26 protein-coding genes, 2 tRNA genes and 1 riboswitch are annotated in these 23,922 nt (G+C 68.0%); of the genes, 6 read left to right on the plus strand and 22 right to left on the minus strand.

The window, feature by feature from the left end; genetic code table 11:
- Window positions 1-99 precede the first annotated feature (99 nt).
- On the minus strand, window positions 100-1,203 hold the full coding sequence (locus tag MCHT01_RS02580) for a linear amide C-N hydrolase (RefSeq protein ID WP_067061996.1): 1,104 nt from the start codon (window positions 1,201-1,203) through the stop codon (window positions 100-102).
- A gap of 135 nt (window positions 1,204-1,338) precedes the next feature.
- Between MCHT01_RS02580 and MCHT01_RS02585 the strand changes: the two genes are divergently transcribed.
- From MCHT01_RS02585 to MCHT01_RS02595, 3 genes are read left to right on the plus strand one after another with little or no spacing between them, the layout of a single operon-like run.
- On the plus strand, window positions 1,339-1,740 hold the full coding sequence (locus MCHT01_RS02585) for an RT0821/Lpp0805 family surface protein (RefSeq protein WP_067061999.1): 402 nt from the start codon (window positions 1,339-1,341) through the stop codon (window positions 1,738-1,740).
- Between the two features lie 28 nt (window positions 1,741-1,768).
- The gene (locus MCHT01_RS02590; RefSeq protein WP_067062002.1) at window positions 1,769-2,530 is read left to right on the plus strand and encodes a YoaK family protein; all 762 of its coding nucleotides are present in this window, start codon (window positions 1,769-1,771) and stop codon (window positions 2,528-2,530) included.
- Between the two features lie 31 nt (window positions 2,531-2,561).
- Complete coding sequence (locus MCHT01_RS02595) at window positions 2,562-3,173, plus strand: hypothetical protein (RefSeq protein ID WP_067062004.1); 612 nt, start codon at window positions 2,562-2,564, stop codon at window positions 3,171-3,173.
- 11 nt (window positions 3,174-3,184) lie between these two features.
- Here the strand turns inward: MCHT01_RS02595 and MCHT01_RS02600 are convergent, their stop codons facing one another.
- From MCHT01_RS02600 to MCHT01_RS25395, 3 genes are all read right to left on the minus strand, one after another.
- The gene (locus tag MCHT01_RS02600; protein ID WP_148661353.1) at window positions 3,185-3,961 is read right to left on the minus strand and encodes a hypothetical protein; all 777 of its coding nucleotides are present in this window, start codon (window positions 3,959-3,961) and stop codon (window positions 3,185-3,187) included.
- A gap of 73 nt (window positions 3,962-4,034) precedes the next feature.
- Window positions 4,035-4,667 carry a DUF4124 domain-containing protein gene (locus MCHT01_RS02605; RefSeq protein ID WP_084451688.1) on the minus strand — a complete coding sequence of 211 codons (633 nt, stop codon included), beginning with the start codon at window positions 4,665-4,667 and terminating at the stop codon, window positions 4,035-4,037.
- Between the two features lie 60 nt (window positions 4,668-4,727).
- Window positions 4,728-4,907, minus strand: coding sequence for a hypothetical protein (locus MCHT01_RS25395; protein WP_218017850.1), 180 nt, complete (start codon window positions 4,905-4,907; stop codon window positions 4,728-4,730).
- Window positions 4,908-5,125: 218 nt separating this feature from the next.
- Here MCHT01_RS25395 and MCHT01_RS02610 point away from each other — a divergent pair, with 218 nt between their 5' ends.
- A complete protein-coding gene (locus tag MCHT01_RS02610; RefSeq protein ID WP_245643136.1) occupies window positions 5,126-7,081 on the plus strand; it encodes an oleate hydratase in 1,956 nt (651 codons plus the stop codon).
- Window positions 7,082-7,162: 81 nt separating this feature from the next.
- Here MCHT01_RS02610 and MCHT01_RS02615 read toward each other — a convergent pair.
- The 4 genes from MCHT01_RS02615 to MCHT01_RS02630 all read right to left on the minus strand — a co-directional run bounded on the left by MCHT01_RS02615 (window position 7,163) and on the right by MCHT01_RS02630 (window position 10,353).
- Window positions 7,163-7,238: transfer RNA gene (locus MCHT01_RS02615), tRNA-Asn, on the minus strand.
- A gap of 103 nt (window positions 7,239-7,341) precedes the next feature.
- A tRNA-Asn gene (locus MCHT01_RS02620) sits at window positions 7,342-7,417 on the minus strand.
- A gap of 36 nt (window positions 7,418-7,453) precedes the next feature.
- Complete coding sequence (locus tag MCHT01_RS02625) at window positions 7,454-9,643, minus strand: TonB-dependent siderophore receptor (protein WP_067062015.1); 2,190 nt, start codon at window positions 9,641-9,643, stop codon at window positions 7,454-7,456.
- Between the two features lie 80 nt (window positions 9,644-9,723).
- A riboswitch (TPP riboswitch) is annotated at window positions 9,724-9,821 on the minus strand.
- A 37-nt stretch (window positions 9,822-9,858) separates the two neighbouring features.
- Window positions 9,859-10,353, minus strand: coding sequence for a hypothetical protein (locus tag MCHT01_RS02630; protein WP_067062018.1), 495 nt, complete (start codon window positions 10,351-10,353; stop codon window positions 9,859-9,861).
- Between the two features lie 150 nt (window positions 10,354-10,503).
- Between MCHT01_RS02630 and MCHT01_RS26645 the strand changes: the two genes are divergently transcribed.
- Window positions 10,504-10,656 carry a hypothetical protein gene (locus MCHT01_RS26645; protein WP_169806087.1) on the plus strand — a complete coding sequence of 51 codons (153 nt, stop codon included), beginning with the start codon at window positions 10,504-10,506 and terminating at the stop codon, window positions 10,654-10,656.
- 96 nt (window positions 10,657-10,752) lie between these two features.
- Here the strand turns inward: MCHT01_RS26645 and MCHT01_RS02635 are convergent, their stop codons facing one another.
- From MCHT01_RS02635 to ocd, 14 genes are all read right to left on the minus strand, one after another.
- Window positions 10,753-11,226, minus strand: coding sequence for a DUF2442 domain-containing protein (locus tag MCHT01_RS02635; RefSeq protein WP_067062020.1), 474 nt, complete (start codon window positions 11,224-11,226; stop codon window positions 10,753-10,755).
- Complete coding sequence (locus tag MCHT01_RS27920; protein WP_084451690.1) at window positions 11,223-11,525, minus strand: DUF4160 domain-containing protein; 303 nt, start codon at window positions 11,523-11,525, stop codon at window positions 11,223-11,225. Before MCHT01_RS27920 ends, MCHT01_RS02635 begins: the two co-directional genes overlap by 4 nt.
- A 112-nt stretch (window positions 11,526-11,637) precedes the next feature.
- A complete protein-coding gene (locus tag MCHT01_RS02645) occupies window positions 11,638-12,729 on the minus strand; it encodes an NAD(P)/FAD-dependent oxidoreductase (RefSeq protein WP_439956148.1) in 1,092 nt (363 codons plus the stop codon).
- A 37-nt stretch (window positions 12,730-12,766) separates the two neighbouring features.
- Window positions 12,767-13,090, minus strand: a complete 324-nt coding sequence (gene fdxA, locus MCHT01_RS02650; protein WP_067062027.1) for a ferredoxin FdxA — start codon at window positions 13,088-13,090, stop codon at window positions 12,767-12,769.
- A gap of 96 nt (window positions 13,091-13,186) precedes the next feature.
- Entirely contained in the window at window positions 13,187-14,044 is an 858-nt protein-coding gene (gene cobA, locus MCHT01_RS02655; protein WP_084451692.1) for a uroporphyrinogen-III C-methyltransferase, read from the minus strand.
- 51 nt (window positions 14,045-14,095) lie between these two features.
- Window positions 14,096-15,388 (minus strand): sulfate adenylyltransferase subunit 1, encoded by a 1,293-nt coding sequence (locus tag MCHT01_RS02660; protein WP_067062030.1) that lies wholly within the window; start codon window positions 15,386-15,388, stop codon window positions 14,096-14,098.
- Window positions 15,388-16,347 carry a sulfate adenylyltransferase subunit CysD gene (cysD, locus tag MCHT01_RS02665; protein ID WP_067062033.1) on the minus strand — a complete coding sequence of 320 codons (960 nt, stop codon included), beginning with the start codon at window positions 16,345-16,347 and terminating at the stop codon, window positions 15,388-15,390. Before cysD ends, MCHT01_RS02660 begins: the two co-directional genes overlap by 1 nt.
- A complete protein-coding gene (locus MCHT01_RS02670; protein WP_067062036.1) occupies window positions 16,344-17,129 on the minus strand; it encodes a phosphoadenylyl-sulfate reductase in 786 nt (261 codons plus the stop codon). The genes cysD and MCHT01_RS02670 overlap by 4 nt, the downstream gene beginning before the upstream one ends.
- Window positions 17,130-17,131: 2 nt before the next feature.
- The gene (locus MCHT01_RS02675; protein WP_245643137.1) at window positions 17,132-17,650 is read right to left on the minus strand and encodes a DUF934 domain-containing protein; all 519 of its coding nucleotides are present in this window, start codon (window positions 17,648-17,650) and stop codon (window positions 17,132-17,134) included.
- Window positions 17,647-19,338 carry a nitrite/sulfite reductase gene (locus MCHT01_RS02680; RefSeq protein WP_067062040.1) on the minus strand — a complete coding sequence of 564 codons (1,692 nt, stop codon included), beginning with the start codon at window positions 19,336-19,338 and terminating at the stop codon, window positions 17,647-17,649. Before MCHT01_RS02680 ends, MCHT01_RS02675 begins: the two co-directional genes overlap by 4 nt.
- A 323-nt stretch (window positions 19,339-19,661) precedes the next feature.
- Window positions 19,662-20,594 (minus strand): DNA-binding protein YbiB, encoded by a 933-nt coding sequence (gene ybiB, locus MCHT01_RS02685; RefSeq protein WP_067062044.1) that lies wholly within the window; start codon window positions 20,592-20,594, stop codon window positions 19,662-19,664.
- Between the two features lie 60 nt (window positions 20,595-20,654).
- On the minus strand, window positions 20,655-21,209 hold the full coding sequence (locus MCHT01_RS02690) for an outer membrane beta-barrel protein (protein ID WP_067062047.1): 555 nt from the start codon (window positions 21,207-21,209) through the stop codon (window positions 20,655-20,657).
- 212 nt (window positions 21,210-21,421) lie between these two features.
- A complete protein-coding gene (locus MCHT01_RS02695; RefSeq protein WP_067062050.1) occupies window positions 21,422-21,979 on the minus strand; it encodes an outer membrane beta-barrel protein in 558 nt (185 codons plus the stop codon).
- A gap of 169 nt (window positions 21,980-22,148) precedes the next feature.
- Window positions 22,149-23,216: an ornithine cyclodeaminase gene (gene ocd / locus MCHT01_RS02700; RefSeq protein WP_067062052.1), complete on the minus strand. Its 1,068-nt coding sequence runs from the start codon at window positions 23,214-23,216 to the stop codon at window positions 22,149-22,151.
- Between the two features lie 242 nt (window positions 23,217-23,458).
- On the opposite strand from ocd, the gene MCHT01_RS02705 reads away from it, so the two are divergent.
- The gene (locus MCHT01_RS02705; RefSeq protein ID WP_067062054.1) at window positions 23,459-23,884 is read left to right on the plus strand and encodes an Lrp/AsnC family transcriptional regulator; all 426 of its coding nucleotides are present in this window, start codon (window positions 23,459-23,461) and stop codon (window positions 23,882-23,884) included.
- Window positions 23,885-23,922: the final 38 nt, after the last annotated feature.

The raw sequence follows: 23,922 nt of genomic DNA on the forward strand, positions 1-23,922 counted from the left end.
CGGTGCCTTGACGAACAGCAAGGCAAGTCCGGCCCAGTTCCAGCGATGGGCGATTGGCGCGCGGGCCCGCGGCGTCCGCGCGCCGGGGCGTTCGGCCGCTCAGACCCCGGGCAGGCCGAGGAAGCGGAAGGGCTTGCTCGGCTTGAACTGCGCGGACACCTCGCCGGCGAAGACGTTCTTCTGATGCTCGCCCAGGGCCAGCACGCGGACCTGGCCTGTCTTCTCGGAGAAGTCGATCTTCTTCAGGTCGACCCAGAACGCGTTGGGTGTCAGCGCCGATTCGAAGAAGTAGAGCCTGCGCTTGTGGTCGACCACGGTGCGCCAGCGCGTGGACGAGATGTTGGGCTCGTCGGGCGTGGTGATGCCGTAGGGCACCGAGGCGTTGCGGATCACGCTGAACATCGCGGCCAGCGCGAGGTCCGGATCCTCGTAGCGCGGGATGGCGTTGACGTAGAAGCTCGCCCGCGCGAAGCGGTCGGCCGCGCGGTTCGTGCCCGGCAGCATCACGGTGCCGCCGATCTGCTTCCAGTACGCGTTGAGCGCGAGCTGATGGTCGAAGGTCGGCGAGTTGGTCATCACCTGGTACTGGCGGCCGTGGTGGATGACCTGCTTGCCGTCGATGTACTCGATGATGGCGCTGTCGCCGGTGGCATCGGAGAGCGAGAGATGCAGCGTGGCCAGCCGGTCCTCGCCGGGCACGTTGTCGGTGACCGGGGTGAAGGGCTCCTGCCGCAGCGCCTCGACGGCCTCGCGCACGCTGCCGAAGCGGTCGAGCACGTACTGCGCCCAGGCCGCGATGGTGAGTCCGGGCTTGCTGCCGTCGAACTTCGGGTACTGCGACTCCACCAGCCACAGCACGTTGGCGGCGAGCCCGGCCTCATTGACCCCGTCGGTGGTGGAGATGTCGTAGCCGGTGGCGATGACGCTCCCGTAGCGGGACGTCCACTTCAAGGTGTTCGGTCCGGCCTCTCCCGTGCGCGCCATGCCGCGCGGGAAGATCCAGAGGTTGGTGGCGACGTCGACCTTCCAGTCCATGGACCGGGCGGTGACGATGTTGCCGTCGGGGCCGAGGTAGACCACCCGCGTGCAGGCGAGCGCGGCGTCGCCGAACGTGGCGGCGGTGAATGCCGTGACGGCGGTGGCGGCCGCGAGCGCGCACAGCGCCTGGCGGGTCCGGTTCAGGAGCCTCATCGATCGCGTCATCGTGTCCTCCCTGGACGAGCGGTGAAACAGGCATGCGGGACTCGGTCGACCGGCGACGCCAAGCGGTCGCGTGACGGCCGGGTCGAGGCGACCGTATCATGGCCCGCACTGTCATCGCCACCGGGAGTCCTCGCCATGCGTCGCCTGTTTGCGTTTCCCTCCGCCGCGGCCTGGTCCGCGCTCGTGCTCGGGGTGTGGGTGTCGGTCGGCCTGACCACGCCCGCGCATGCGGCCGGCTGGATCGCCGCGCTGAAGAACACGCCCGCGGAGAACTTCGACGACGAGGACCTGCGCATGTTCCTCGACGCGGCCAACAAGACCCTGGCCGCCGAAGGCGCGCCCGAGGAAGTCCGCTGGAGCAACCCGGCGACGGGCGCCGCCGGCCGCTTCAAGGAGCTGCGCCGCAGCGAGGCCGACGGCCGCAGCTGCAAGCGCGTGCAGGTCTGGGTGTCGTCGAAGAAGCGGGCCGAGAAGTCCAGCGTCTGGAATGCCTGCAAGTCCGCGGAAGGCCGATGGGCGCTGTCGGCAGGCAAGTGACGATGCGATCGGCGAGGGTACGCCGGCCGTGAGACGGCTGCTTCATTTGACGAGCCGCCATCGCGCGCCGTCGACCAACCAGGCGCTCGGCCTGCTGCTCGCCTTCTACGCCGGCGCGGTGAACGCGGGCGGCTTCCTGGTGCTGCAGCGCTACACCTCGCACATGACCGGCTTCGCGTCGCAGCTCGCGGACGGCGCGGTGCTGGGCGAGGGCACGCTGGTGCTCAACGCGCTGGGCGCGATCCTGGCCTTCGTCTGCGGCGCCGCGGTGTGCGCGATGCTCGTCAACTGGGCGCGGCAGCGGGGCCTGCGCAGCGTCTATGCGCTGCCGCTGATGCTGGAGGCGGCGCTGCTTTTCCCCTTCGGCCTGATGGGCGCGATCACGCTCACCTGGCACACACCCTTCGCGGTGCCGCTGACGGTGCTGCTGCTGTCTTTCATCATGGGGCTGCAGAACGCGGTGGGGTCCAAGACCTCGGGTGGCAGCATCCGCACGACCCACATGACGGGCAACATCACCGACCTCGGGATGGAGCTGGGGAAGATGCTGTACTGGAATCGCCATCCCGGGCAGACGCAGCCGGCGGTGCGGCACGACCGCGCGCGGGCGAAGCGGGCCGGCGGATTGCTGGCGGCCTTCGTGGTCGGCGGGACGGCCGGGGCGCTGGGCTTCAAGCACGCGGGCTTCGTGTGCGTGATCCCGCTGGCGGCGCTGCTGTTCGTGTTGTCGCTGCCGCCGATGTCGAGGGACTGGGCCATGTGGCGGGCGTTGCTCAAGCGCGATCGATAGACGTCGCGCGGGGCGGGAAGGGAGGCTTGCGATGCGAGTGATGGACGCTCGCCGCCGGACGATGGTCCTGGGCGGCGTGATGCTGGCGCATGTGCTGCTGCTCCAGCTGTGGATGATGGCGTCGCGGCGGAACGCCGCCTTCGAGGACTCGCCGACGATCCGGCTGAGCCTGCGGCAGCTGGAGGTCGAGCGGGATCGCGCCCGTGAACGCGAGCGCCCGTGGGAGCTGCCGCGCCTGGCGGTGCCACCGGTCCGCGTGATCACGGAGGTTCCGGCGTTCGACGTGGACGGGACGGTGGCCGGCACGCCTGTGGCGGGCGATTCGACGAGCGGCTCGACGACGGGTCGCGCGACGTCGGACGGGCCGGGCACGAGCCATGCGCCGTTACGGCTGGCGCCGTCGCGCGAGGCCATTCAGGGCGCGTTCGCGAATCCGGCCGCCGTCGACCCCCGGGCCAATTCGCCCAAGCCCAATTCGATGGAGCGCATGGCGATGGCGATCGACAGGGACCTGTGCCTGCTCGTGGATCGCGCGCCGGATGGCTCGGACAGGCGGCGCTGGGGGCGCTACACCGAAATGGCGCCGGCAATCACCGAGCAGACGGGACTCAAGGGCAAGCCCGTGAGGGTCTGCGTGGGATGAGGGCGGGGAAGTTACGTTGGTATCCACGCATGGCTTCGCCCGCCCCGCATGAGACTGACGGCGGACCCGTCCACGAACTCAAGCATCCATCGCGACTTCTCGCGTACGGACTCGGATACATCACCCAGCTGTGAGGTCGCCTTGGCCCGGAGGGCGCTCACCAGGCCCTCATGGGTGAGTTCCAGCCCTTTCATGTCGATGCGCCCCTCCATCTCAAGGATGTAGAGCGGGTTCAGATGACGGACCTCCCCGTCCACTTTGACCAGCTCAGGCAGCGTGGTGCGCCGCATTGACGCCGGCAACTGCTCATTGATCGCGATGTGGCTGCGAATCGAATAGGCTCGAGCGCGTTCACCGAGTTCTGGTTCAACGACCAGCCGTGGCATGCCGCCCGCTTCGCACTCAAGTTGATATGCCTTCTCAAAGGCAGGCCCGAAGAATCCCAGCTCATCCATGAAGACATCGCCGAACGCGATCCCTCCTCTGACGAAGTGCCCTTCGTTGAGCAATCGAAGGGTAGTGAGCGTCGTATTGAACAGCGCGGTCTGAATCAGGGCGTCATCTCTTTCGAGGGACTGGGAATCGTCGCTCCGATGAGCGTGCACGAGATAAACGCAGTCCGAGAACGCGAAGGCCTTTCGGAAGTAGGCGGCCTCGGCGCGTTCCCTGAGCGCGAAGTCGCGCATGGACTCATGAAATGCGCGATGCACTCGAAGCTTGGCTTCGAAGTCCCGATTTGCCTTTGTTCCAAGAACATCAAGGAACGAAACGATCGCCTTCCGATACATGGGGCCCCTCCCAGAGCAATGAATTTCCGAATCCGAATCTGACGACGGTGACTGGTGTGTCCGAAGGTGGTGCTCAGCGATCGCGGCGCTGCTGCTGCCACTGCGCCTTGCGCGCGGCCTCGCGCCGCTCCGCTTCCTGCTGGCGCGCGATGCGATCCGCTTCCGCGGCGTCGGCCGCGCTGTGCATCGCCTCCGCGCGGCGTCGCGCATCGGCGCCGCCGGTCAGGCTGCTCTGCGCGTCGACCGCCTGCTTGCTGACGTTCCAGTCCGACGCGGTGTACTGACCGCGCCCCTTCTGGCATTGCCGGGCGCGGCGGATCTCGTCCTGGACGAATCGTTTCGCCTCCGCGCTCAGCGAGATGGAGCTGGCCTTGGTCTCCATGCCCGCGATGTCGCGATCGGAGGGGCAGACATTGGTGGGCGTGGTGGGCGCCACGGGCGAGCGATTCATGGCCGATGGCCGCTCGGCTTCCGCCGCGGCGTCGGCTTCGGCGGCCATCGCCGCGACGCGGGCGCGATCGGTGGAGGCGTCGACCGAGTTGCCCTGCAGCGTGCGCGAGGGCATGGCCTCGCCCTTGCTGGGACACGGGACGTCGGAGTAATGGACCTTGCCATCGACGACGCATTTCCAGACTTCGGCCTGGGCCCCGATGCCGAAGCTCATGCCCATCGACAGCATCAGGACGGGAAGCAATGGAACTCTCATGTGTTTGATCTCCCTGAAGCTAGGTCGAACGCGCGAGACGCGATGACCGTTTACCGCGACCTACTGCGGTCCCGCCGGATTGAAGGCCTCGTGATAGCTCACGATGCCGCGGGGCGAGTTGCCGTCGAATGACAAGGCCATGAAGTACTCCGGTGGGACATCGGGCAAGACCAGGCCGGGCTCCGGCTTGAATCCGAAAGCGCGCGTAGTAGCCCGGACAGCGCGGAAGGTGAGAGGCATGACCTGTCCTCGACATAGGTTAGACAGCGCCCATCAGACCACGGGCGCCGGATCCGGCCAAAAGAATGGGACAGGCTCAGCCTCTGCTCGCCCACCATTCGTGGCGACCTGACCAATGTCAATCGCCATGGGGAATCCGATCGATACATTGGACCTCGCACTCGCCGAAGTCCGGCGATATGAAAGGGACAGTCATGACGAATGAGCGTGATCGCGCAATGCAATCCCCATCGCTGTCGACGCCGGTCGAAGCCCATGTCGGAGAGCGCTTCTGGCGCAAGGGGCCGACCGACACGCTGCCGCCATCGGACATGACCGGCAACTACATGCGGCACCGACCCGTGCCCACCGAGCCGGTCGAGGGCCGCAAGGCCTGGATCATCGGCGGCGGCATCGCCGGCCTGGCTGCGGCCTTCTACATGATCCGCGACGGCGGCATGAAGGGCGAGGACATCACCATCCTCGACACGCTGAACATCACCGGCGGATCGCTGGACGGTGCCGGCAATGCCGAGGACGGCTACGTCGTCCGCGGCGGCCGGGAAATGAATTGGAACTACGACAACTTCTGGGACGTCTTCCAGGACGTGCAGGCGCTGGAGCTGCCGGAGGGATACAGCGTTCTCGATGAATACCGGCTCGTGAATGACAACGACCCCAACTGGTCGAAGGCGCGGCTCATGCACAAGCAGGGCCAGATTCGCGATTTCTCGACGCTGGGGCTGAGCAAGTCGCAGCAGTGGGAGGTCATCAAGCTGCTGCTCAAGCGCAAGGAGGAGCTCGACGACGTCACCATCGAGGAGTACTTCAGCCCGGGCTTTCTCGAGACCAACTTCTGGTACCTCTGGCGCTCGATGTTCGCCTTCGAGAACTGGCAGAGCCTGCTCGAGGTGAAGCTCTACATGCATCGATTCCTCGATGCCATCGATGGCCTGACCGACATGTCGGCGCTCGTCTTCCCCAAGTACAACCAGTACGACAGCTTCGTCGTGCCGCTGACGCGGCATCTGAAGGAGAAGGGCGTCCAGGTCCGATTCGACACGCGCGTGCGGGATCTCGATTTCGCTGAATCGAACGGCGAGCGCACGGTGACGGCGCTCCGCTGCAGGTCAGGCGGGCAGGATGACGTGATCACCGTCGGCGCGCGGGACGTCGTGTTCGCGCTGACCGGCTCGATGACCGAGGGCACGGCCTATGGCGACATGAACACGGTGCCAGTCCTTGCCCGAGGGAATGAGGAGCCGGGCGAGGACAGCGATTGGACCTTGTGGAAGAACCTGGCGAAGCGATCGCCGGTCTTCGGCCGACCGGAGAAGTTCTACGGGAATGTCGCGGGCTCGATGTGGGAATCCGCGACCCTGACCTGCAAGCCCTCGCCACTGGTGGATCGATTGAAGGAGTTGTCGGTCAACGACCCGTATTCGGGCAAAACGGTGACGGGCGGGATCATCACCTTCACCGATTCCAACTGGGTGCTGAGCTTCACCTGCAATCGGCAGCCGCATTTCCCGACGCAGCCGGATGACGTGCTGGTGCTGTGGGTCTATGCGCTCTTGATGGACAAGGAGGGCAACTACGTTCGCAAGGCCATGCCGGCGTGCACGGGCCGGGAGATTCTGGAGGAGCTCAGTTATCACCTCGGCATCGTGGACCGCATCGACGAGATCGCGGCGAATACCAAGGTCCGCACGGCGCTGATGCCTTACATCACCGCGCAGTTCATGCCGCGCGCTGCTGGTGATCGGCCGCATGTGGTGCCGGAGGGCTGCACGAATCTCGCGCTGGTGGGTCAGTTCGTCGAGACCAGCAACGACATCATCTTCACGATGGAGAGCTCGGTGAGGACGGCGCGGATCGGGGTCTACACCTTGCTGGGATTGCCGAAGGTCGTGCCGGACATCAGCCCGACGCAATACGACATCCGGAACATCCTCAAGGGCGCCCGCGCGCTCAACAACAACGAGCCCTTCCCGGGCGAGCGATTGCTGCATCGCCTGCTGGGACATACCTACTTCGCGCACATCCTGCCGCCGTTGCCGGAGAAGGAGGAATCCCTCGCGGAGCGCGCGGAGGCGGAACTCCATTCCTTGCTGGGGAAGGGGAGTCAGGCGGTGGGGGCGGTGTCGGGGTGGTTGGATCGGGTGAAGGCCGGCCTCGGAGGGAAGGCGGGCTAGTTCGCCCATGCGCAGGGTGCGCTCCAAGCGGAGAGCACCAAAGAAAAAGCCCCGACGCGTTGCTGCGACGGGGCTTTGATTTGGCTCCTCGACCTGGGCTCGAACCAGGGACCTACGGATTAACAGTCCGGCGCTCTACCGACTGAGCTATCGAGGAATTGTCGTTTCCAGATCCAATCGATCTGAATTCTTGGGCCAGGGCCTTCGGTGGGACTCTGGCTGAAAAAGAAGAAGGTCCGAAGACCTTCGTCATCTGATCTTGGCTCCCCGACCTGGGCTCGAACCAGGGACCTACGGATTAACAGTCCGGCGCTCTACCGACTGAGCTATCGGGGATCACAGCCTAAGAGTATACACAGAAAAACTAGCGCCTTACAAGACCCACTCCACCGAAGCACGCCATGTGCGATTGGCGAGCGGATACAGGTAGGCGTGACCGTACTGGTAAGGCGACTCGCGCCACGCGCGGCGGTCCGTCACGTTGTCCACGCCCACGCGCCAGATCAGCAGCTGGCGGCCCACGTTCTGCTCGTACTTCGCGCCCAGGTCCAGGCGCGTCCAGCCCGGGATCGCCACCGAGTTGTCCGGCAGCACCATGCGCTTGCCCTCGTAGACCAGGCCCGCCTGCAGCTCCAGTCCGGTGAGGAAAGCGTTCTGGTGCGCCTGCAGCTTCAGCGTCGTCTCGGGCACGTTGGCCGGCTTCAGGCCGTTGAGGCTCGCATCGCTGCTGCCCTCGATGCGGGCGCGCAGCTTCATCGCGCTGGCGACCACGCCGCCGCCCGTCCACTTCAGGTCGGCCTGCGCCTCGATGCCGCGGTGATGCTGCGTGCCGTCCAGCACGCGCTCGACCAGACCGCCGCCCGCGTCGACGTCGCGCGCCGCCGCTTGGCGGATGTCGAAGTAGTTGATCGACCAGTCCACCGAGCGGCTGCCCGACTTCAGGCCGAACTCCCATTGCTTGCTGCGCAGCGCGGGCAGGGCGCGGCCCTTGTTGACGTACTCCGCGCGGTTCGGGGCGACATCGGACTGCACGCCTTCGCCCCAGCTCCCGTAGGCCATCAGCTGCGGATCGATCGCATAGCTCGCACCCAGCCAGGGCGTGGTCAGCGACTGGCTGTAGCGGGTGGGCTGCTCGGCGCCGGGCGCGGCGTTCACTTGCCAGCTCTCGCGGTGCAGGCGCGTGTGGCGCAGACCCAGCCAGCCTTGCCAGCGCTCGCTCAGCTGCACGGCGTCGCGCAGGTAGAACTCGGTGCTTCGCTCGGTGCGGTCGGTGTTGGTGCCGGTCAGCGAGGGATCGGCGACCGTCGGCAGCGTGCCCCAGATGTTGCCCGTGCCCGCGAAGTTGTAGGCCTGACCCTGCAGCCGGCTGCGGAAGCGCGAGAACAGCACCCCCGTCGACAGGTCGTGGCGCATGCCGCCGATGTCCAGCTTGCCTTGCGCGGACAGGTCCAGCGCGTCGGTGTCGCGGTGCTCGTTCTCGCTGCGGAAGTCGTACTGGTCGAAGGTGCCGTCGGGGCAGTAGCTGCTCGCGTAGTAGGTGCCGTCGCTCGCGGTGCAGCCGAAGGGGTAGGCGAGGCGGTCATCATTGACCAGGCGCTGGATGGCGCCATGCGCCTGCAGCTTCCAGTCGGCGTTGAGCTGATGCGTGACGCGCAGCGACGCGGTCTTGCCCTCGAAGACGACCGGCTGGCTCCAGGACTGGTTGTTCAGGTTGATGCGCGGGTCGATGGACTTCGCATCGGGCAGGGTGCTGCCGAGCAGGCTGAAGCCGGGCTGGCTGGGCTGGCTCTGGCGGCTGAGCTCGACCTCGGCCTCGACCAGCGTGTCGCGGCTGACGCGCCAGTCGCCGGCGGCGGACAGCAGCCAGCGGTTGCCGTCGGCGTCGCGCAGCTCGGGTCGGAGCTTGGCGGCCTCGACGTTGACGCGCAGGCCGAAGGCCTTGTCATTGCCGTGGCCGTCGGAGAAGCGGCGGCTCCAGTCCATCGCGGTGTCGATGGTGCCTCGCTCGCTCACGGCCAGCGTGACGCTGGTGAGCTCGAGCGTGGGGCGCTTCACGACGAGGTTGACCAGGCCGCCCGGGGCGCTGGTGCCGGCCTGGATGCCGCTGGTGCCCTTGAGCACCTCGAGGCTGCCCTTGTTCGAGAGCGAGATCGCGGCCTCGGCGTTGATGGGCAGCCCGTCGCGGCGGTAGTTGAAGCGGTTGTCGAGGTCGAACCCGCGGACCTTCAGATAGGAGACGTAGCCGGCCGAGTTGTAGGAGTCGCCGACGCTGGCATCCAGCGAGGTCAGGCCCGCGAGGCTGATGAGGCCGCGATCGGTCATGCGCTCGGCGCTGACGATGCTGGCCTGCAGCGGGAGCTTGGCGATGGGCGTGTCGCCGAAGCCGCCGACGGAGAGCGGTGCTTCGGACGCGCCCTTGACGACGACGCCGGGCAGGGCGGTGCTGGAGGGGGGCGAGTCGGACGGGTTGGCCGATTGCGCGGCCGCGTGCAGGCCGAGGCCGCAGGAGACGAGCGCGACGGCGAGACGGTGGAGGGAGAAGGGAGTGGACGAGCGTGCCATCGATGTGCCGGAGCCAGAGATGCGATGGCAGGTGGGCAGACCGGACACGCCGATGAGACGGCGGCGTGGGCGACACGGAGGTGTCTGAAGGCATGCTTCCCTGCGCGAGGATTACCTCAATCAGGTTCAAAGGGACTTTCTCAGCCGGTCTCGACGACCAGCACCCCTAGCGAAACTCGCCGGACGGGCCGGCGAGTGGGTGGAATTCTAGCGGCTCATGCCGAACCCGTTTCTCCATGCGGGGGAGAGCCAGGACGAGCGACCGATTGCAGCGGTTTCGCCTCCGGGTAGGCCAGACCGAACTGGTCGGCTTGAGATTCCGAGATCCCGATCAATATCGTGGCGCTGCTGTCCCAGCAGACCAACTCGAACGACGCGCCTGCCAATTGCGGACGAAGCGTGCCGTCGTCGACCCAGAAAGCGCGATTCCCGTCGGCAAAGGGAGCTTCGTCGATCTCGACGCGTGCTCCGCGCGGGAAGGCGCTGAAAACAGCCCAGATGAACTGGAAGTTGGCGTGCGACAGCACCTCCGCCAACTCGGGGCCTGTCATCCAGCGATCCGACCAGGAGAACCCCGCAGGATCGAAGTTGGTCTCGACATCGCTGAGGTACCAATCGAACTCGGAGGCCGAAACGCCCATCGCGCGCAAGGTGGCGTCGACGTCGGTGAAATAGGGAACGGCGGAAGACGAATCAAGCAGGAGGTTCATCGCGAAATTGGCTTGTCGCATCGCGGGGCTCGGCGATCTTAAGCGTCGCCTGATGTATGACAGCCCCGGGCAGTAGTAGAGTCCGCGGCAATCGCCGCCACGCGCGGCGATGGTCGAATCACATCGGACGCATTTGAAGAGGAGCCCAAGATGGCAAAAGGCGAGCAGCGCAACGACAAGGCCAAGATGAAGCCGAAGAAGGACAGCGGCAATTCCAAGGAATCGTCCTTCGTCTCCGACCGTCCCGTCGCCCCGACGACGGCCGTGATGCCCAAGGGCAAGCTGAAGAACAAGCCGGGCTGACCCCCGGCTTCGCGCGGTTCTCCCGAACCGCCGCGACCCAACCGCCCCGCGGATCGCCTCGCGACCGCGGGGCGGTGTCGTTTCCGGGAGAGTTGTTCAGGCAGCGAGTGGCAACAGCTTGGGCTCACGCTGCTTCTTCAGCGCCACCCATCCCAGGCAGGCCAGGGCCACGGTGCGCGGTACGGGCTTCGTGCCGCTGCGGTAGTACGCCAGCATCCGGCGCGACATGCCGAGCGCCGCCGCGGCGGCGTCGAGACTCAGATTGTTCTCGTACATCCAGCGCCAGATGAACTCGTGCGAGATGTCCCCCGCCTGCTCGACACCCCACGCGCGCAGGTTGTCCGCGGCGAGTTCCAGATCGTCGTGCCCCGGCCACTCGACGGTACGTCCGAACTCCCCGATGCGAACCGTCGCGAACACCGCCTGGTCCTTGAGCGCGGACATCCAGGGTGTCGAGCGGATCAGATCCACAAGGCTCACGTCGAACCTGGCGCCGTCCGCGTACTCGAGTTCAAGGCTCGCCCGTGAGGTCGGGGTCACGCGCGTCAGGATGAAGTGCGGCGATTTCATTGGTGCATGGCCCTCCAGGTGGACATCAACAGCGCTTGGTTCTGGCTCGCCCACACCCTGGCCTCTTGCAGGGTGGCCGGGCGAACGGCGCCTCCGATCAGGTGCAAGGTCCGTATGTCCATGATGGCCTCGTCCCCGTCGTTGGCGTAGATGTGAAGGTGTGGGGGAGGATGATCGCGGCGATGCATGACCAAGCGAGACTTCGGTAGACGGGCGAGTGTCGGCATGGATTCTGGTGCAATGGTTGCACTGCGGCAAGCGCCTTCCGGCGGGACGGTCACTGTCCGCGAGTCCCGCATTTCTCGCCTTGATCCTGATCAAACGTCCCGGAGTCTCATGGGCACCCGCGCCGCCCATGAAAAAACCCGCCGGCTCTCGCCAGGCGGGTTTCGCGTCGGAGCGGCGGGCCGCTCAGTCGAAGTTCGGCGACTCCACGCCCAGCACCTTGTGCAGCTTGGGGCTGGTGGTCGTGTACTGCAGGTGGACGCGCTTCTCGGGGTTGATGATGGGCATCGCGCCGAAAGCGGCCAGGGCGGCTTCGTGGAAGCCCGACAGGATCAGCTTCTTCTTGCCCGGGTAGGTGTTGATGTCACCCACCGCGAAGATGCCGGGCACGCTGGTCTGGAACTTCTCGGTGTCGACCTGGATCTGCTTCTTCTCCAGCGCCAGACCCCATTCGGCGATCGGGCCCAGCTTGGGCGACAGACCGAAGAACACCAGCACCTGGTCGGCCGGGACCACGCGCGTGACGCCGTCGCCACCGGTGATCTTCAGACCCTTGAGCGCGTCCTCGCCCTCGTCCAGGTCCGCGACCTGGCCGACGATGAACTGCATCTCGTACTGGTCGCAGAGCTCCTTCATCTTGGCCACCGACGCCGGCGCGGCGCGGAAGCCGTCGCGGCGGTGGACCAGGATGACGCTCTCCGCCTTGTGCGGGTTGCCGTCGGCGTTGCCGCCGCAGAAGTTCAGCGCCCAGTCCAGCGCCGAGTCGCCGCCGCCGATGATCACCAGGTTCTTGCCGGCGAACTGCGCGGGGTTGCGCACGCGGTAATGGACCTGCGAGCCCTCGTACTTGTCGATGCCCTCGACCTTCAGCGTGCGCGGCTGGAACGAGCCCACGCCGCCGGCGATGAAGATGGTCTTGGTCAGGAACTGCGTGCCCTTGCTGGTCGCGACGAAGAAGCGGCCGTCGTCCTGCTTCTCGACGGTGGTGACCTCCTGGCCCAGATGGAAGGTCGCGCCGAAGGGCTCGATCTGCTTCATCAGGTTGTCGGTCAGCTCCTTGCCCGTCACCACCGGCAGCGCCGGGATGTCGTAGATGGGCTTGTCGGGATAGAGCTCGATGCACTGGCCGCCCGGGTAGGCGAGCGAGTCGATGATGTGGGCCTTGATTTCCAGCAGGCCCAGTTCGAACACCTGGAACAGGCCCACCGGGCCGGCGCCGACGATGACGGCATCGGTTTCGATCACGCCCGCGTGCGGGGCGGAGGTCGCTTCAGTCACTTGCGTTTCCATTCTTGAGATGAGAGACCGACGGCGGTCAGCGTTGCAGCTGATCGAGCTTGCCGGTCTTGTCTTTCCACTCCTCGGCGTCGGGGAGCGCGGCCTTGCGCTTGGTGATGCTGGGCCATTTCTTCGCCAGGTCCGCGTTCAGCTTGATCATGATCTGCTGATCGCCGGGGACGTCCTCCTCCGGCATGATCGCGTTCACCGGGCACTCGGGGATGCAGACCGCGCAGTCGATGCATTCATCGGGGTCGATGGTCAGGAAGTTGGGGCCTTCGCGGAAGCAATCGACGGGACAGACATCGACGCAATCGGTGTACTTGCAGCGAATGCAGGCTTCGGTGACGACGTGGGTCATAGCGGCTCTTCTAGTGGCGGGGCCGGCGAATGGGCCCTCGGAAATCAGCGTTGCCCTGGCTGAAGCTTGGTGGGCGCTGACGGAAAACGGCGGATTTTAATCGTTCAGGGTTTGTGCCGACCAACCCGGCCCCCCGACGCCAAGGGTCTGGCTCCGGGCTTTGGTCGCGTATTCGCCCAAATCGGCCTCGGCAGGCGCGGCGATTGACGGGGTCGGGGCGGTCGACACGACCGTCGGCTCGGCCACAGCGTCGGCGGCCCCGGCCAGCGGCGCGGCGCCGGCGCCCACGATCACGACCGTCGGCCGACCCTTGTGCAGCATGGAGGCGGCGCCCAGCGCGGCGATGTCGTGCTCGCTGGACAGCGCATCGGCGCAGCCCGCGCGGGACACCACGCTCACCGGCGTGTCCGGCGCCCAGCCCGCGGCGATCAGCCGGCGGGAGAGGGCGGCCAGCTGCTGCCCGGCCATGTAGAAGACCTCGGTGTCGGCGGATTTGCCGGCCTGGAGCTCGCCCTCGCGGGTCATGGCGGTCGTCAGCGCGACGCTGCGGCCCGCGCCGCGCCGCGTCAGCGGACGGCCGGTCTGCGCCGCGGCGGCGATCGCGGCGGTGACGCCGGGCACGATCTCGTACGGGATGCCGGCCTCGGCCAGCGCGATCAGCTCTTCCTCCAGGCGGCCAAAGACGCTGGCGTCGCCGCCCTTCAGACGGACGACGACGTCATGGGCGAGCGCCTCGCGCACCAGCGCCGCGTTGATCGCGGTCTGCTTGGTCGAGTGGCAGAAGCCGCGCTTGCCCACGTCGACCCAGCGCGCCTCGGGCGCGAGCTCGCGCAGCGCGGGATCGGTCAGGGCGTCGAAGAGCACGACGTCCGCCTGCCCGAGCGCGCGCGCGCCGCGCAGCGTGATCAGGTCGGCGGCGCCGGGGCCGGCGCTGACGAAGAGGACGCGTCCCATGTCGTTTTCCTGTTGATGGCCTGAGGGCTGCGGGGCTTGCGCGACGCGCGCTCAGCGGACCAGCAGCGCGCCGCTGGTGCGGTTGCTGGTGGGGTCCACGACGATCAGTGCGCCGCCGACGCGATTGTCCGCGTAGGGCTGCAGCGGCAGCTCGGCCTGCAGCTCCACGGTGACGTGGCCGATCTCGTTGACGGAAAGTTCATGGGCCTCGGTCTCGGCCAGGGTCTGGATGTCCAGGCGGTGATCGACGGCCGCGATGCGGGCCTGGACCCAGCGGTTGCCGTGACGGACCCAGTACTTGCGGCCGATGACGGCGGGCTCGGTGTCCAGCCAGGCCAGCGTGGCCTCGAAGCTGCGACGCGGCTGGGCGGCGCCGGGCGCCACGATCCAGTCGCCGCGCGAGACGTCGATCTGGCGGTCCAGCAGCAGGCCGGCCGATTCGCCGGCCACGCTGGTGGTGACGGCTTCGCCGGCGCGGCGCAGCTCGGCCACGATCGCGGTCTGGCCGCTGGGCAGGATCTGGATCTCGTCGCCGACCTGCACCTGGCCTTGCGCGATCCGGCCCCACAGCACGCGCGGGTTGTTGCCGGTGCCGTCGCCGTCCTTGGCCACGTACTGGATGGGGAGCGCCAGCGGCGCTTCCACGGTTTCCTGCACGGTGGGCAGCGATTCCAGCACCTGCAGCAGCGAGGGGCCGTCGTACCAGTCGGCTTCCAGCGGCTGGGTGACGTTGTCGCCGCGCAGCGCGGAGACGGGGACCACCGCGGTCACGCGGATACCGGCCGCCGAGGCGAACTTCTCCAGCGCGGCCGAGACCTTGCGGAAGGCGTCGCCAGGACTCGCGGCGGCGTCGATCTTGTTGATCGCGAAGACGATGCTGGGCACGCGCAGCAGGTGGGCCAGCAGGCTGTGGCGGCGCGTCTGCGGCAGCAACGGGACGTCGTCCGCCGACAGGTCCAGCTTGGTCACGTCGACCAGCACCACGGCGGCATCGCTGCCGGCGGCGGCGGTGACCATGTTGCGGGTGTACTGCTCGTGGCCCGGGGCGTCCGCGATGATGAACTTGCGCTGCTTGGTCGCGAAGTAGCGGTAGGCGACGTCGATGGTGATGCCTTGCTCGCGCTCGGCTTCCAGGCCGTCGGTGAGCAGGCTCAGATCGATGGGCTGGCCGGCGGCGCGCTTGGCCAGCGTGTCCAGCTGGTCGGCCAGGATGGCGCGGCTGTCGTAGAGCAGGCGCCCGATCAGCGTGCTCTTGCCGTCGTCGACGCTGCCGGCGGTCAGGAAGCGCAGCGCGCGGTGCGTGGTGTCGACGTCGGACTGGTGGATCTTGTTCACGGCGTTCATCAGAAATAGCCCTCCTTCTTGCGACGCTCCATCGAGGCGTCGGAGGTGCGGTCGTCCATGCGGGTGGCGCCGCGCTCGGAGACGGTCACGGTCAGGGTCTCGGCCACGATGTCGGCGGCATTGGCGGCCGGGCTCTCCACCGGGCAGGTGCAGGTCATGTCGCCGACGGTGCGGAAGCGCACCTGCGCGGTCTCGACGGTCTCGCCCGCTTCCGGCGGGGTCACGTCGGTCAGCGGCACCAGCAGGCCCTTGCGGCGGATGACCTGGCGGTCATGCGCGTAATACAGCGAGGGCAGCGGGATGTTCTCGCGGGCGATGTAGAGCCACACGTCCAGCTCGGTCCAGTTGCTGATCGGGAAGGCGCGGAAGTGCTCGCCCGGACGGATGCGGGTGTTGAACAGGTTCCACAGCTCGGGACGTTGTTCCTTGGGCTGCCATTGGCCGAAGCTGTCGCGGTGGCTGAAGATGCGCTCCTTGGCGCGCGCCTTCTCCTCGTCGCGGCGGGCGCCGCCGATGAGCACGTCGAAGCGGTGCTCCTCGATGGTCTCCAGCAACGTCACCGTCTGGTGGCCGTTGCGCGACTCCAGCGGATGCGACAGCCGGATCGTGCCCTTCTTGATCGAGTCCTCCAGATGGCCGACGACCAGGCGCTCGTCCATCTCGGCGACGCGGCGGTCGCGGAACTCGATGACCTCGGGGAAGTTGTGGCCAGTGTCCACGTGGACCAGCGGGAAGGGCAGCTTGCCGGCGAACTCGTTGCCGGCGATGCGGCGCTTGAAGGCCTTCTCGGCCAGGCGCAGCACGACGCAGGAATCCTTGCCGCCGGAGAACAGCAGGGCGGGGCGCTCAAACGCCGCGGCGACCTCGCGCAGGATGAAGATCGCTTCCTCTTCGAGGTGGTCCAGATGGCGGTGGTCCGCCAGCGGCAGCAGTTGTTCGAGGTTCACGGGGGCGTTCATGCCGGGGCTCCGGTGGTCGCGTTGAACGTCAGGGGAGACGCTTGGGATTCAGATTCGCCGGCACTGGGCTCGGCGTGGGTCGCGTGCAGGCCGCATTCCTTGGACGAGTCCTCCCACCACCAGCGGCCGGAGCGGAAGTCCTCGCCCACCGCGATCGCGCGGGTGCAGGGCGCGCAGCCGATGCTGGGCATGAACTCGTCATGCAGCGGGTTGTAGGGCACGTCGTTGGCCTGGACGTAGTGCCAGACGTCGGCCCAGGTCCACTCGGCCAGCGGGTTCACCTTGACGCGGCCCTGGCCGTCGTCCTCGCGGAACGGGACCTCGGCGCGGTTGCTGCTCTGCTCGCGGCGCAGGCCGGTGATCCAGGCGGTACGCCCGGTCAGCATGCGCGCCAGCGGCTCGAGCTTGCGCACGCCGCAGCAGGCCTTGCGCAGCTCGACGCTGCGATACATCGGCTCCTCGCCGTTGGCGCGGACGAAGTGCACGACCTGCTCGTTCACCGGGGCGAAGACCTCGACCTCGAGGCCGTAGCGCTGCTCGATGCGCGGGATCAGCGCCAGCGTCTGTGCGTGCAGCTTGCCGGTGTCCAGCGTCGCCAGCGCGATGGGCAACTGGTGGCGCGCGATCAGGTCGGTGATGACCATGTCCTCGACGCCCAGCGAGGTCGATTGCAGCGCGCCCGGACCGAAGTCGGCGGCGGCCTGCCGCAGGACCTCGACGGTGCGCGCCAGGCGCTCGTCGAAGCCGGCGGTCTTGCGGGCGTAAAGGTCGATCGCGCCCATGGTCAGGCCTCGGCCTTGCCGCCCGCGCGGGCGAACAGCGGGCGGGTCTCGTTGACGTCGGCCTGGTAGTGGCCGGCGAAGAAGCCCAGCGCGCGCCGCGCCGCCTCGACGCTCTGATCACCGCGGAGCTGGACCGCATCGACGCCGCAACGCTGAAGCAGCGGCAGCATGTCGACCAGCACCTCGCCGATGGCGCGCACCTCGCCCGCGAAACGCAGGCGTGAGCGCAGCACATGGGCCTGGCTGTAGGCGCGGCCGTCCACCCACTTCGGGAACTGCAGCACCACCAGCGCCAGGCGCGGCAGGTCGGACCGGAGGTCCAGCACGTCCACGTCGTTGGGCAGGATCACGCCGGTGGCCAGGCCCTCGGGCCAGGTGTCGCGCACGGCGTGCCACTGTTCCAGCGTCAGCAGCTTGTGGTCGGCGGCGGCGGGATGCGGCTGGGGGCCGTCCTCGCCGGCGCAGGTGTGCCAGGGATCTTGAGCCTTGGAGACGAACTTCATGATGGCGGCGGCGCTCATGGTTTGGCCGCGGTGGTGCGGCGGATGGCGTTGGTCGACTGCTTGAAGGCGTCCAGGCCGATACGGCGGACCGTCTCGATGAAGCGCTCGCTGGCGGCGCGTTCACGGCGGTAGGTCGCGATCACGGCCTCGACGGCGTCGGCCGCTTCATCGGCGGCGAAGGACGGGCCGATGACCTTGCCCGGCACCGCGGCGCCCGACAGCGTGGAACCGTCCGAGCCGCCCAGCGTGATCTGGTACCACTCGCTGCCGTCCTTGTCGACGCCCAGCACGCCAATGTGGCCGCTGTGGTGGTGGCCGCAGCTGTTGATGCAGCCGCTGATGTGCAGGTCGATGTCGCCGATGTCCCAGAGCTCGTCCAGGTCCTGGAAGCGCTCGGTGATCTCGGCCGCGACCGGGATGGAGCGGGCGTTGGCCAGCGCGCAGAAGTCGCCGCCGGGGCAGACGATCATGTCGGTCAGCAGGCCGATGTTGGGCGTGGCGAAACCGTGCTGCTTGGCGGCCTCGAAGAGCGCGGGCAGGTCGGCCTCGCGCACCCAGGGCAGCAGCAGGTTCTGGTCGTGGGAGACGCGCAGCTCGCCGTGGCTGTAGCGGTCGGACAGATCGGCGGCGGCGTCCATCTGGCCGTCGGTGATGTCGCCGGGCGGCAGGCCCACGCGCTTGAGCGACAGCGTCACCGAGCGGTAGCCGCTGACGCGGTGCGCATGGACGTTGCGTTCCAGCCAGCGGCGATAGGCCGGGGTGGCGCCCTCGAAGATGTCGATGGACGCGACCGGGGTCAGGCCTTGCGGCTCGACGAAGCTGGCGGCGACGCGCGCCAGTTCCGCTTCCGGAATGATCTGCTCGTGGCTGCCGGCGTCGTCGCTGAGGATGGACTGGTACTCGGCGTTGACGGCGTCGAAGTAGGCCTGGCCCTCGGCCTTGACCAGGATCTTGATGCGCGCCTTGTACATGTTGTCGCGGCGGCCGAAGCGGTTGTAGGTCCGCACGATCGCCTCGAGGTACAGCAGGATGTGCTGCCAGGGGACGAAGGGATTGATCTCCTGGCCGACGATGGGGGTGCGGCCCATGCCGCCACCCACCAGGACCTGGAAGCCGATCTCGCCCGCGTCGTTCTTGCGCAGCTGCAGGCCGATGTCGTGCCAGCCGATGGCGGCGCGGTCCTCGGCGGCGCCGGAGATGGCGATCTTGAACTTGCGCGGCAGGAAGGCGAATTCGGGGTGCAGCGTCGACCACTGGCGCAGGACCTCGGCGTAGGGACGCGGGTCGATGAGCTCGTCGGCGGCCACGCCGGCGGTGACGTCGCTGGTGATGTTGCGGATGCAGTTGCCGCTGGTCTGGATGCCGTGCATGTCCACGTCGGCCAGCAGGTCCATCACGTCGGCCGACTGCGTCAGCGGGATCCAGTTGAACTGCAGGTTCTGGCGCGTGGTGAAGTGGCCGTAGCCGCGGTCGTGCTCGCGGGCGATGCGGCCGAGCTGGCGCAGTTGCTTGGAGGACAGCACCCCGTACGGGACGGCGACGCGCAGCATGGGCGCGTGGCGCTGGATGTACCAGCCGTTCTGCAGGCGCAGGGCGCGGAAGTCGTCGTCGGGCAGCTGTCCCGCCAGATGGCGCTCGAGCTGGTCTCGGAACTGCGCCGCGCGGGCGTGAACGAACTGGCGGTCGAAATCGGTATAGGCGTACATGGCGTCAGCTGATCCGGCCGGGTTTCGTGTGGGGCCCGCCGCGTCATCTGACACCGCGGCTGGCACCCTGGGCTGGCCGGGAGACTGGACTCTATGAACGCTTTATATATATGAGAACTACAAATTCGTAGATTGCTTATGGCTGGATAAGCATATGAATGGGCCTGCAATAGGAAGACCCTCACCCCCGCCCTCTCCCGCGAGCGGGCGAGGGAGCCACCCCAGCAAGCGCGCACAACGCGGCCCGGAGCCGGTCGAACTCCCTCTCCCGCTTGCGGGAGAGGGCAGGGGAGAGGGTCTTCCAGCTGCCAGAGCCCGCGCTTTCAACCCATCGCCAGCCGCCGCAGCGCCGCCAGCTGATCGGCGATGCGGGGAGGAATCGGTTCCGCACCGGCCAGGATCGCCCGGATCAAGGCCGCGTTCTCCGCCGGCTCGCACGCGGTCGACAGCGGCCAGTCCAGATCCTCGTTGCTTCCTGGATTGAGATCGATCGCTTGTCCGTCCGCGAAGCCTTGCAGGTGCGCCTTGCGCCGCAGATGCAGATAAGCCTCGCCCTCGCTGGCGCGCATCAGCAGCGCGCGGCCGCCGTCGGCGCTCAGGACGGGCAGGGCCTGCCCCATGCTGTCGACGTACTCGGGATGCGTCACCGCCACCACCCGCACGCTGCGGCCGGGCAACGGATCCAGCAGCTTGGCCACGCTGTGGCTGCTGTTGCGCAGACCCAGGCGCGGACGCAGCGCCATCATCGCGTCCAGGCCCGGATGGAGGACGCCCGTCGGCAGGATCGCGAGGCGCTCGCCGGCCAGACGGCGCGAGGCGTCCTCGACATCGGGAGACACCGCCAGCCCCAGCGCCTCGAAGAGCTCGAAGGGGCTGACGCGGCTGTCGAAGTCGTGGCGACCGTGGATCAGCACCGGGATGCCTTCGCGGGCCAGCAACAGCGCCACCAGCGGCATGAGGTTGGCTTGCTTGCGCGCGCCGTTGAAGGTCGGCAGCACCACGGTGCGGGGCGCGTCGGCCGGGGCCTGGACCCGGGCCGCCCCGTCCTGCATGGCCTCGACGAAGCCGAGCAGTTCCTCCTGGCTCTCGCCCTTGATGCGCATCGCGATCAGGATCGCGCCGCGCTCGAGGTCGGGGACCGTGCCGTCCAGGAGCTGGGAGAACAGCGTTCGCGCCTGATCGCGGGTCAGGTCCCGGGCGCCGCGCGCGCCGCGGCCGATTTCCTTCAGGAGGGGGGCGTAAGGGGCGGAGTCCACGGCAGGGCGCGCTGAGGCGGGAGGCGATTGAAGCGTCGCATCTTAATCAGCGCGCCTGGTTCAGAAGTCCTGCCGCACGACGAGGTTGATCGAGCGCAGGAGGGAGGTCCGGTCCTGGATCCGGGCCCGCGTCAGGTCGAGCCCCAGTCCCAGGCTGAAGTCCCGGCCCACCAGATAGGTCGCCCCGATGCCGGCATAGGGCTGCACGCTGCGCTGGCGCAGCGTGACCGCCGGGGCCGCGGCTTTCCAGCTCGTGTCGGTGACCCGGTTCCAGGCCATGCCGGCGCGCAGGTTGAGGTCGAGCTTCGGCGCCAGCGGATAGCGGTAGGCGGGACCGACCGCGATGCCGTGGAACTTCGTCGTCATGCCGGTGGCGTCGTCGCCGCCCCGCACGCGCCCGAGGTCCAGCCAGCTGAGCTCGACGCCGAGGCGCTCGTTGAACTGGTAGCCGATGCTGATGCGCGCGTCCGTGGTGCTGGCGTCGCACGGGGTCCGGCCCCGGCATGAGCCGTTGACCTGGCCGATGCCGACGGTGCCGTCGCTGTAGACCTGGGCCTGGGCGGCCGCGCCGAGCAGCGCGAGGGTCGCCAGGAGAGGGAGTGAGAGTCGCTTCATGCGGGATCGCCTTCTGGAAAGAGAAACGCCAGCGGGCGCTGGCGAGCGGATTCTGGGAAGGGCGTGGGCGGGCGGGAATGACTCCGATCGGCGGGACGTCGAACGGGACATGACACATCCGTGCCGGTGCTTCCCTGGGGCGATGGCGGGCCGCCCGGAAACGACGACACCGGCGCGAAGCCGGTGTCGAGTGGGCCGCCGAGGGGCCGCGATCAGAAGGTCTTGCGCAGCGTGACGCCGAGATTGGTGTAGACCCGCTGGCCGTTGTCGGCCTTCAGGCGGACCAGGTCCAGCATCCCGCCGACGCTGAGCCCCTCCGACAGCTTGTAGCTCAGGCCGAGTCCCAGGTAGGGGCCGGTGCTGTCGAGGTTCTTGTCATCGGCCTTGGTCTTGTTGGTCCACGACTCGGTGGCCACGCGTGCCCGGGTCAGGCCGACGCGCGCGTCGAGGTTCAGATCGTTGCCCAGCGGGTACCGGTAGCTGATGCCGAGCTGGCCGCCACCGACCCGGCGCTTGAGGCCCGTGGTGTCGTTGCCGGCCTTCACCGCGCCGTACCCGGCGAAGCCGGCTTCCAGACCCAGGCCGTTGCCCACCATGTAGCCCAGCGTGACGCGACCGTCCAGGCTGGTGGTCTTGCAGCTGCTCAAGCCGTTGCACAGGGACTTCGGGGCCTTGCCGAGGCTGGCCTGACCTTCGAGGTAGACCTGCGCCTGGGCGCTGCCGGCCGCGAGGGCCAGCGTCAGGATGGAGAGGGGAGCGAGGAACTTCATGAGGGAATGCCTTGTGTCGAGAAAATCCGCCCAGCGGGCGCTGGACGGGGCATTCTCAAAACAGGCCCCTCTGCTGGCGATACCAACAAGTGGTGATCGCTTGCCGCGGGACTGACTCGGATGAGCGAACCCATCCCCAGAGGTGCTGGGCGCGTCTCCCGCGCGGCGTTCAGGCGGACACGGGTTCCCGCGTCGGCAAGGCCTCGACGCCCGGCCGGGCCCGCAGACCCAGTTCGCCGAACAGATCCTTGGGATCCGCCAGGTCCGGCACCAGCGCGAGCTCCCGGCCCAGGCCCAGTGCCTGCGCGCGTTCGGCGAGCCAGCGCAGCGTCGCGAAGTCCTCCAGCGCGAAGCCGACCGAGTCGAACACGGTGACCTCGTCCTCGCGCCGGCGGCCCGCGGCCTCGCCGCGCAGCACGCGCCACAGCTCGGTGACGGCGAAGTCGGCGGGCATCTGCTGCACGTCGCCCTCGATGCGGGATTGGGGCTCGTACTCCACGAAGACGCTGGCGCGCTCCAGCACGCCGCGGTGCAGCTCGGTCTTGCCGGGGCAGTCGCCACCGACGCCGTTGATGTGCATGCCGGGCTCGACCATCTCCGGGGTGAGGATGGTCGCGTTGCGCTTGTCGGCGGTGACCGTGGTGACGATGTCGGCGCCACGGACCGCCTCGGCGGTGCTCGCGCAGCGGATCAGGGTCAGGCCCTCGATCGTCGACAGGTGGCGGACCAGCTTGTCGGTCGCGGCCGGATCGACGTCGAACAGACGGATCTCCGTGATGCCGAGCAGATGGTGGAAGGCGAGCGCCTGGAACTCGGCCTGCGCGCCGTTGCCGATCAGCGCCATCGAGCGGGCGCCGCGGCGTGCCAGGTGTTGCGCGGCCAGGGCGGAGGTGGCGGCGGTGCGCAACGCGGTGCTCAGGGTGAGCTCGGTGAGCAGGGTCGGGACGCCGGTCGCGACGTCGGCGAGCACGCCGAAAGCCATCACCGTGGGCAGGCCCACGCGGTGGTTTTTGGGGTGGCCGTTGACGTACTTGAAGCCGTAGCGCGCGCTGTCCGAGATCGGCATCAGCTCGATCACGCCCTCCTCGGAGTGGTTGGCGACGCGGGCGCTCTTGTCGAACTCGTCCCAGCGGACGTAGTCGTCGGCGATGTGCCGCGCGAGGGTGGCGAGGCTGGTCGCCAGGCCGTCGTGGCGGACGATGCGCGCCACGTCGGCGGTCAACAGCATTCGGGTCATGGGCAGTCTCTCGGGTGGTGGGGATGACGCCATTCTTCGGACCCGGCCTGTCAGCAGGAAGCCAATGAACCGATCAATAATCGACCCAGTTTGATCATTTCGTCAGATTTCTCTGACGTTTTGCGAGGTGATTCGGGTTAACCCGGGCGCTGTGCGCGCGTCCGGACCCACGATGCGCCAGGGTGGTGCGCGGCGCCCGGACCGTGCCGGCGCGGGCGACCGCCGGCGGAAATGGAGGGGACATGGACACGCTCGACCAGCAACTGATCGCGCTGCTGCGGCAGGACGCGCGCGCCAGCGTCGCGACGCTGGCGCACAAGCTCAAGGTGTCGCGCGGCACGGTGACCAACCGGCTGACGCGGCTGGAGGACAGCGGGCAGATCGTCGGCTACACGGTGCGGCTGCGGGCCGACGTGGCGCAGCCGCACATCACCGCGTGGATGAGCATCGCCGTCGAGGGCAACCGCACGCGCGAGGTCGTCGGCATCCTCCTGGGGGAGCCGGGCGTGGCCGGGCTGTTCGACACCAACGGCCGCTGGGACCTGCTGGCCGAGCTGCGTGCCGGCCACCTGGGCGAGCTCGCCGAGATCCTCGAGCGCGTGCGTCTGATCAAGGGCATCGGCGCGACCGAGACCAGCATCCATCTGCAGACCTACAAGCTGGGCTGAGGTCCCGGGCCCTGTCCGCCGCGACGATCGTCGCGGCG

Source organism: Mitsuaria chitosanitabida ATCC BAA-476 = NBRC 102408, from assembly GCF_001598255.1.
In the GTDB taxonomy this organism is placed as follows: domain Bacteria; phylum Pseudomonadota; class Gammaproteobacteria; order Burkholderiales; family Burkholderiaceae_C; genus Roseateles; species Roseateles chitosanitabidus.

Excerpts from the sequence above, each read along its gene's own strand:
- MCHT01_RS02670 (WP_067062036.1), bottom strand. The coding sequence starts at position 17,129 with ATGGGCGCGATCGACCTTTACGCCCGCAAGACCGCCGGCTTCGACGAG.
- MCHT01_RS02680 (WP_067062040.1), bottom strand. The coding sequence starts at position 19,338 with ATGTACGCCTATACCGATTTCGACCGCCAGTTCGTTCACGCCCGCGCG.
- cysD (WP_067062033.1), bottom strand. The coding sequence starts at position 16,347 with ATGAACGCCCCCGTGAACCTCGAACAACTGCTGCCGCTGGCGGACCAC.
- MCHT01_RS02675 (WP_245643137.1), bottom strand. The coding sequence starts at position 17,650 with ATGAGCGCCGCCGCCATCATGAAGTTCGTCTCCAAGGCTCAAGATCCC.
- MCHT01_RS26645 (WP_169806087.1), top strand. The coding sequence starts at position 10,504 with ATGGCAAAAGGCGAGCAGCGCAACGACAAGGCCAAGATGAAGCCGAAG.
- MCHT01_RS27920 (WP_084451690.1), bottom strand. The coding sequence starts at position 11,525 with ATGCGGGACTCGCGGACAGTGACCGTCCCGCCGGAAGGCGCTTGCCGC.
- MCHT01_RS02605 (WP_084451688.1), bottom strand. The coding sequence starts at position 4,667 with ATGAGAGTTCCATTGCTTCCCGTCCTGATGCTGTCGATGGGCATGAGC.
- MCHT01_RS02595 (WP_067062004.1), top strand. The coding sequence starts at position 2,562 with ATGCGAGTGATGGACGCTCGCCGCCGGACGATGGTCCTGGGCGGCGTG.
- MCHT01_RS02690 (WP_067062047.1), bottom strand. The coding sequence starts at position 21,209 with ATGAAGCGACTCTCACTCCCTCTCCTGGCGACCCTCGCGCTGCTCGGC.
- ocd (WP_067062052.1), bottom strand. The coding sequence starts at position 23,216 with ATGACCCGAATGCTGTTGACCGCCGACGTGGCGCGCATCGTCCGCCAC.
- MCHT01_RS02695 (WP_067062050.1), bottom strand. The coding sequence starts at position 21,979 with ATGAAGTTCCTCGCTCCCCTCTCCATCCTGACGCTGGCCCTCGCGGCC.
- MCHT01_RS02600 (WP_148661353.1), bottom strand. The coding sequence starts at position 3,961 with ATGTATCGGAAGGCGATCGTTTCGTTCCTTGATGTTCTTGGAACAAAG.
- fdxA (WP_067062027.1), bottom strand. The coding sequence starts at position 13,090 with ATGACCCACGTCGTCACCGAAGCCTGCATTCGCTGCAAGTACACCGAT.
- MCHT01_RS25395 (WP_218017850.1), bottom strand. The coding sequence starts at position 4,907 with ATGCCTCTCACCTTCCGCGCTGTCCGGGCTACTACGCGCGCTTTCGGA.
- MCHT01_RS02610 (WP_245643136.1), top strand. The coding sequence starts at position 5,126 with ATGCAATCCCCATCGCTGTCGACGCCGGTCGAAGCCCATGTCGGAGAG.
- MCHT01_RS02705 (WP_067062054.1), top strand. The coding sequence starts at position 23,459 with ATGGACACGCTCGACCAGCAACTGATCGCGCTGCTGCGGCAGGACGCG.
- MCHT01_RS02585 (WP_067061999.1), top strand. The coding sequence starts at position 1,339 with ATGCGTCGCCTGTTTGCGTTTCCCTCCGCCGCGGCCTGGTCCGCGCTC.
- MCHT01_RS02625 (WP_067062015.1), bottom strand. The coding sequence starts at position 9,643 with ATGGCACGCTCGTCCACTCCCTTCTCCCTCCACCGTCTCGCCGTCGCG.
- MCHT01_RS02580 (WP_067061996.1), bottom strand. The coding sequence starts at position 1,203 with ATGACGCGATCGATGAGGCTCCTGAACCGGACCCGCCAGGCGCTGTGC.
- MCHT01_RS02635 (WP_067062020.1), bottom strand. The coding sequence starts at position 11,226 with ATGAAATCGCCGCACTTCATCCTGACGCGCGTGACCCCGACCTCACGG.
- MCHT01_RS02660 (WP_067062030.1), bottom strand. The coding sequence starts at position 15,388 with ATGAACGCCGTGAACAAGATCCACCAGTCCGACGTCGACACCACGCAC.
- cobA (WP_084451692.1), bottom strand. The coding sequence starts at position 14,044 with ATGGGACGCGTCCTCTTCGTCAGCGCCGGCCCCGGCGCCGCCGACCTG.
- MCHT01_RS02630 (WP_067062018.1), bottom strand. The coding sequence starts at position 10,353 with ATGAACCTCCTGCTTGATTCGTCTTCCGCCGTTCCCTATTTCACCGAC.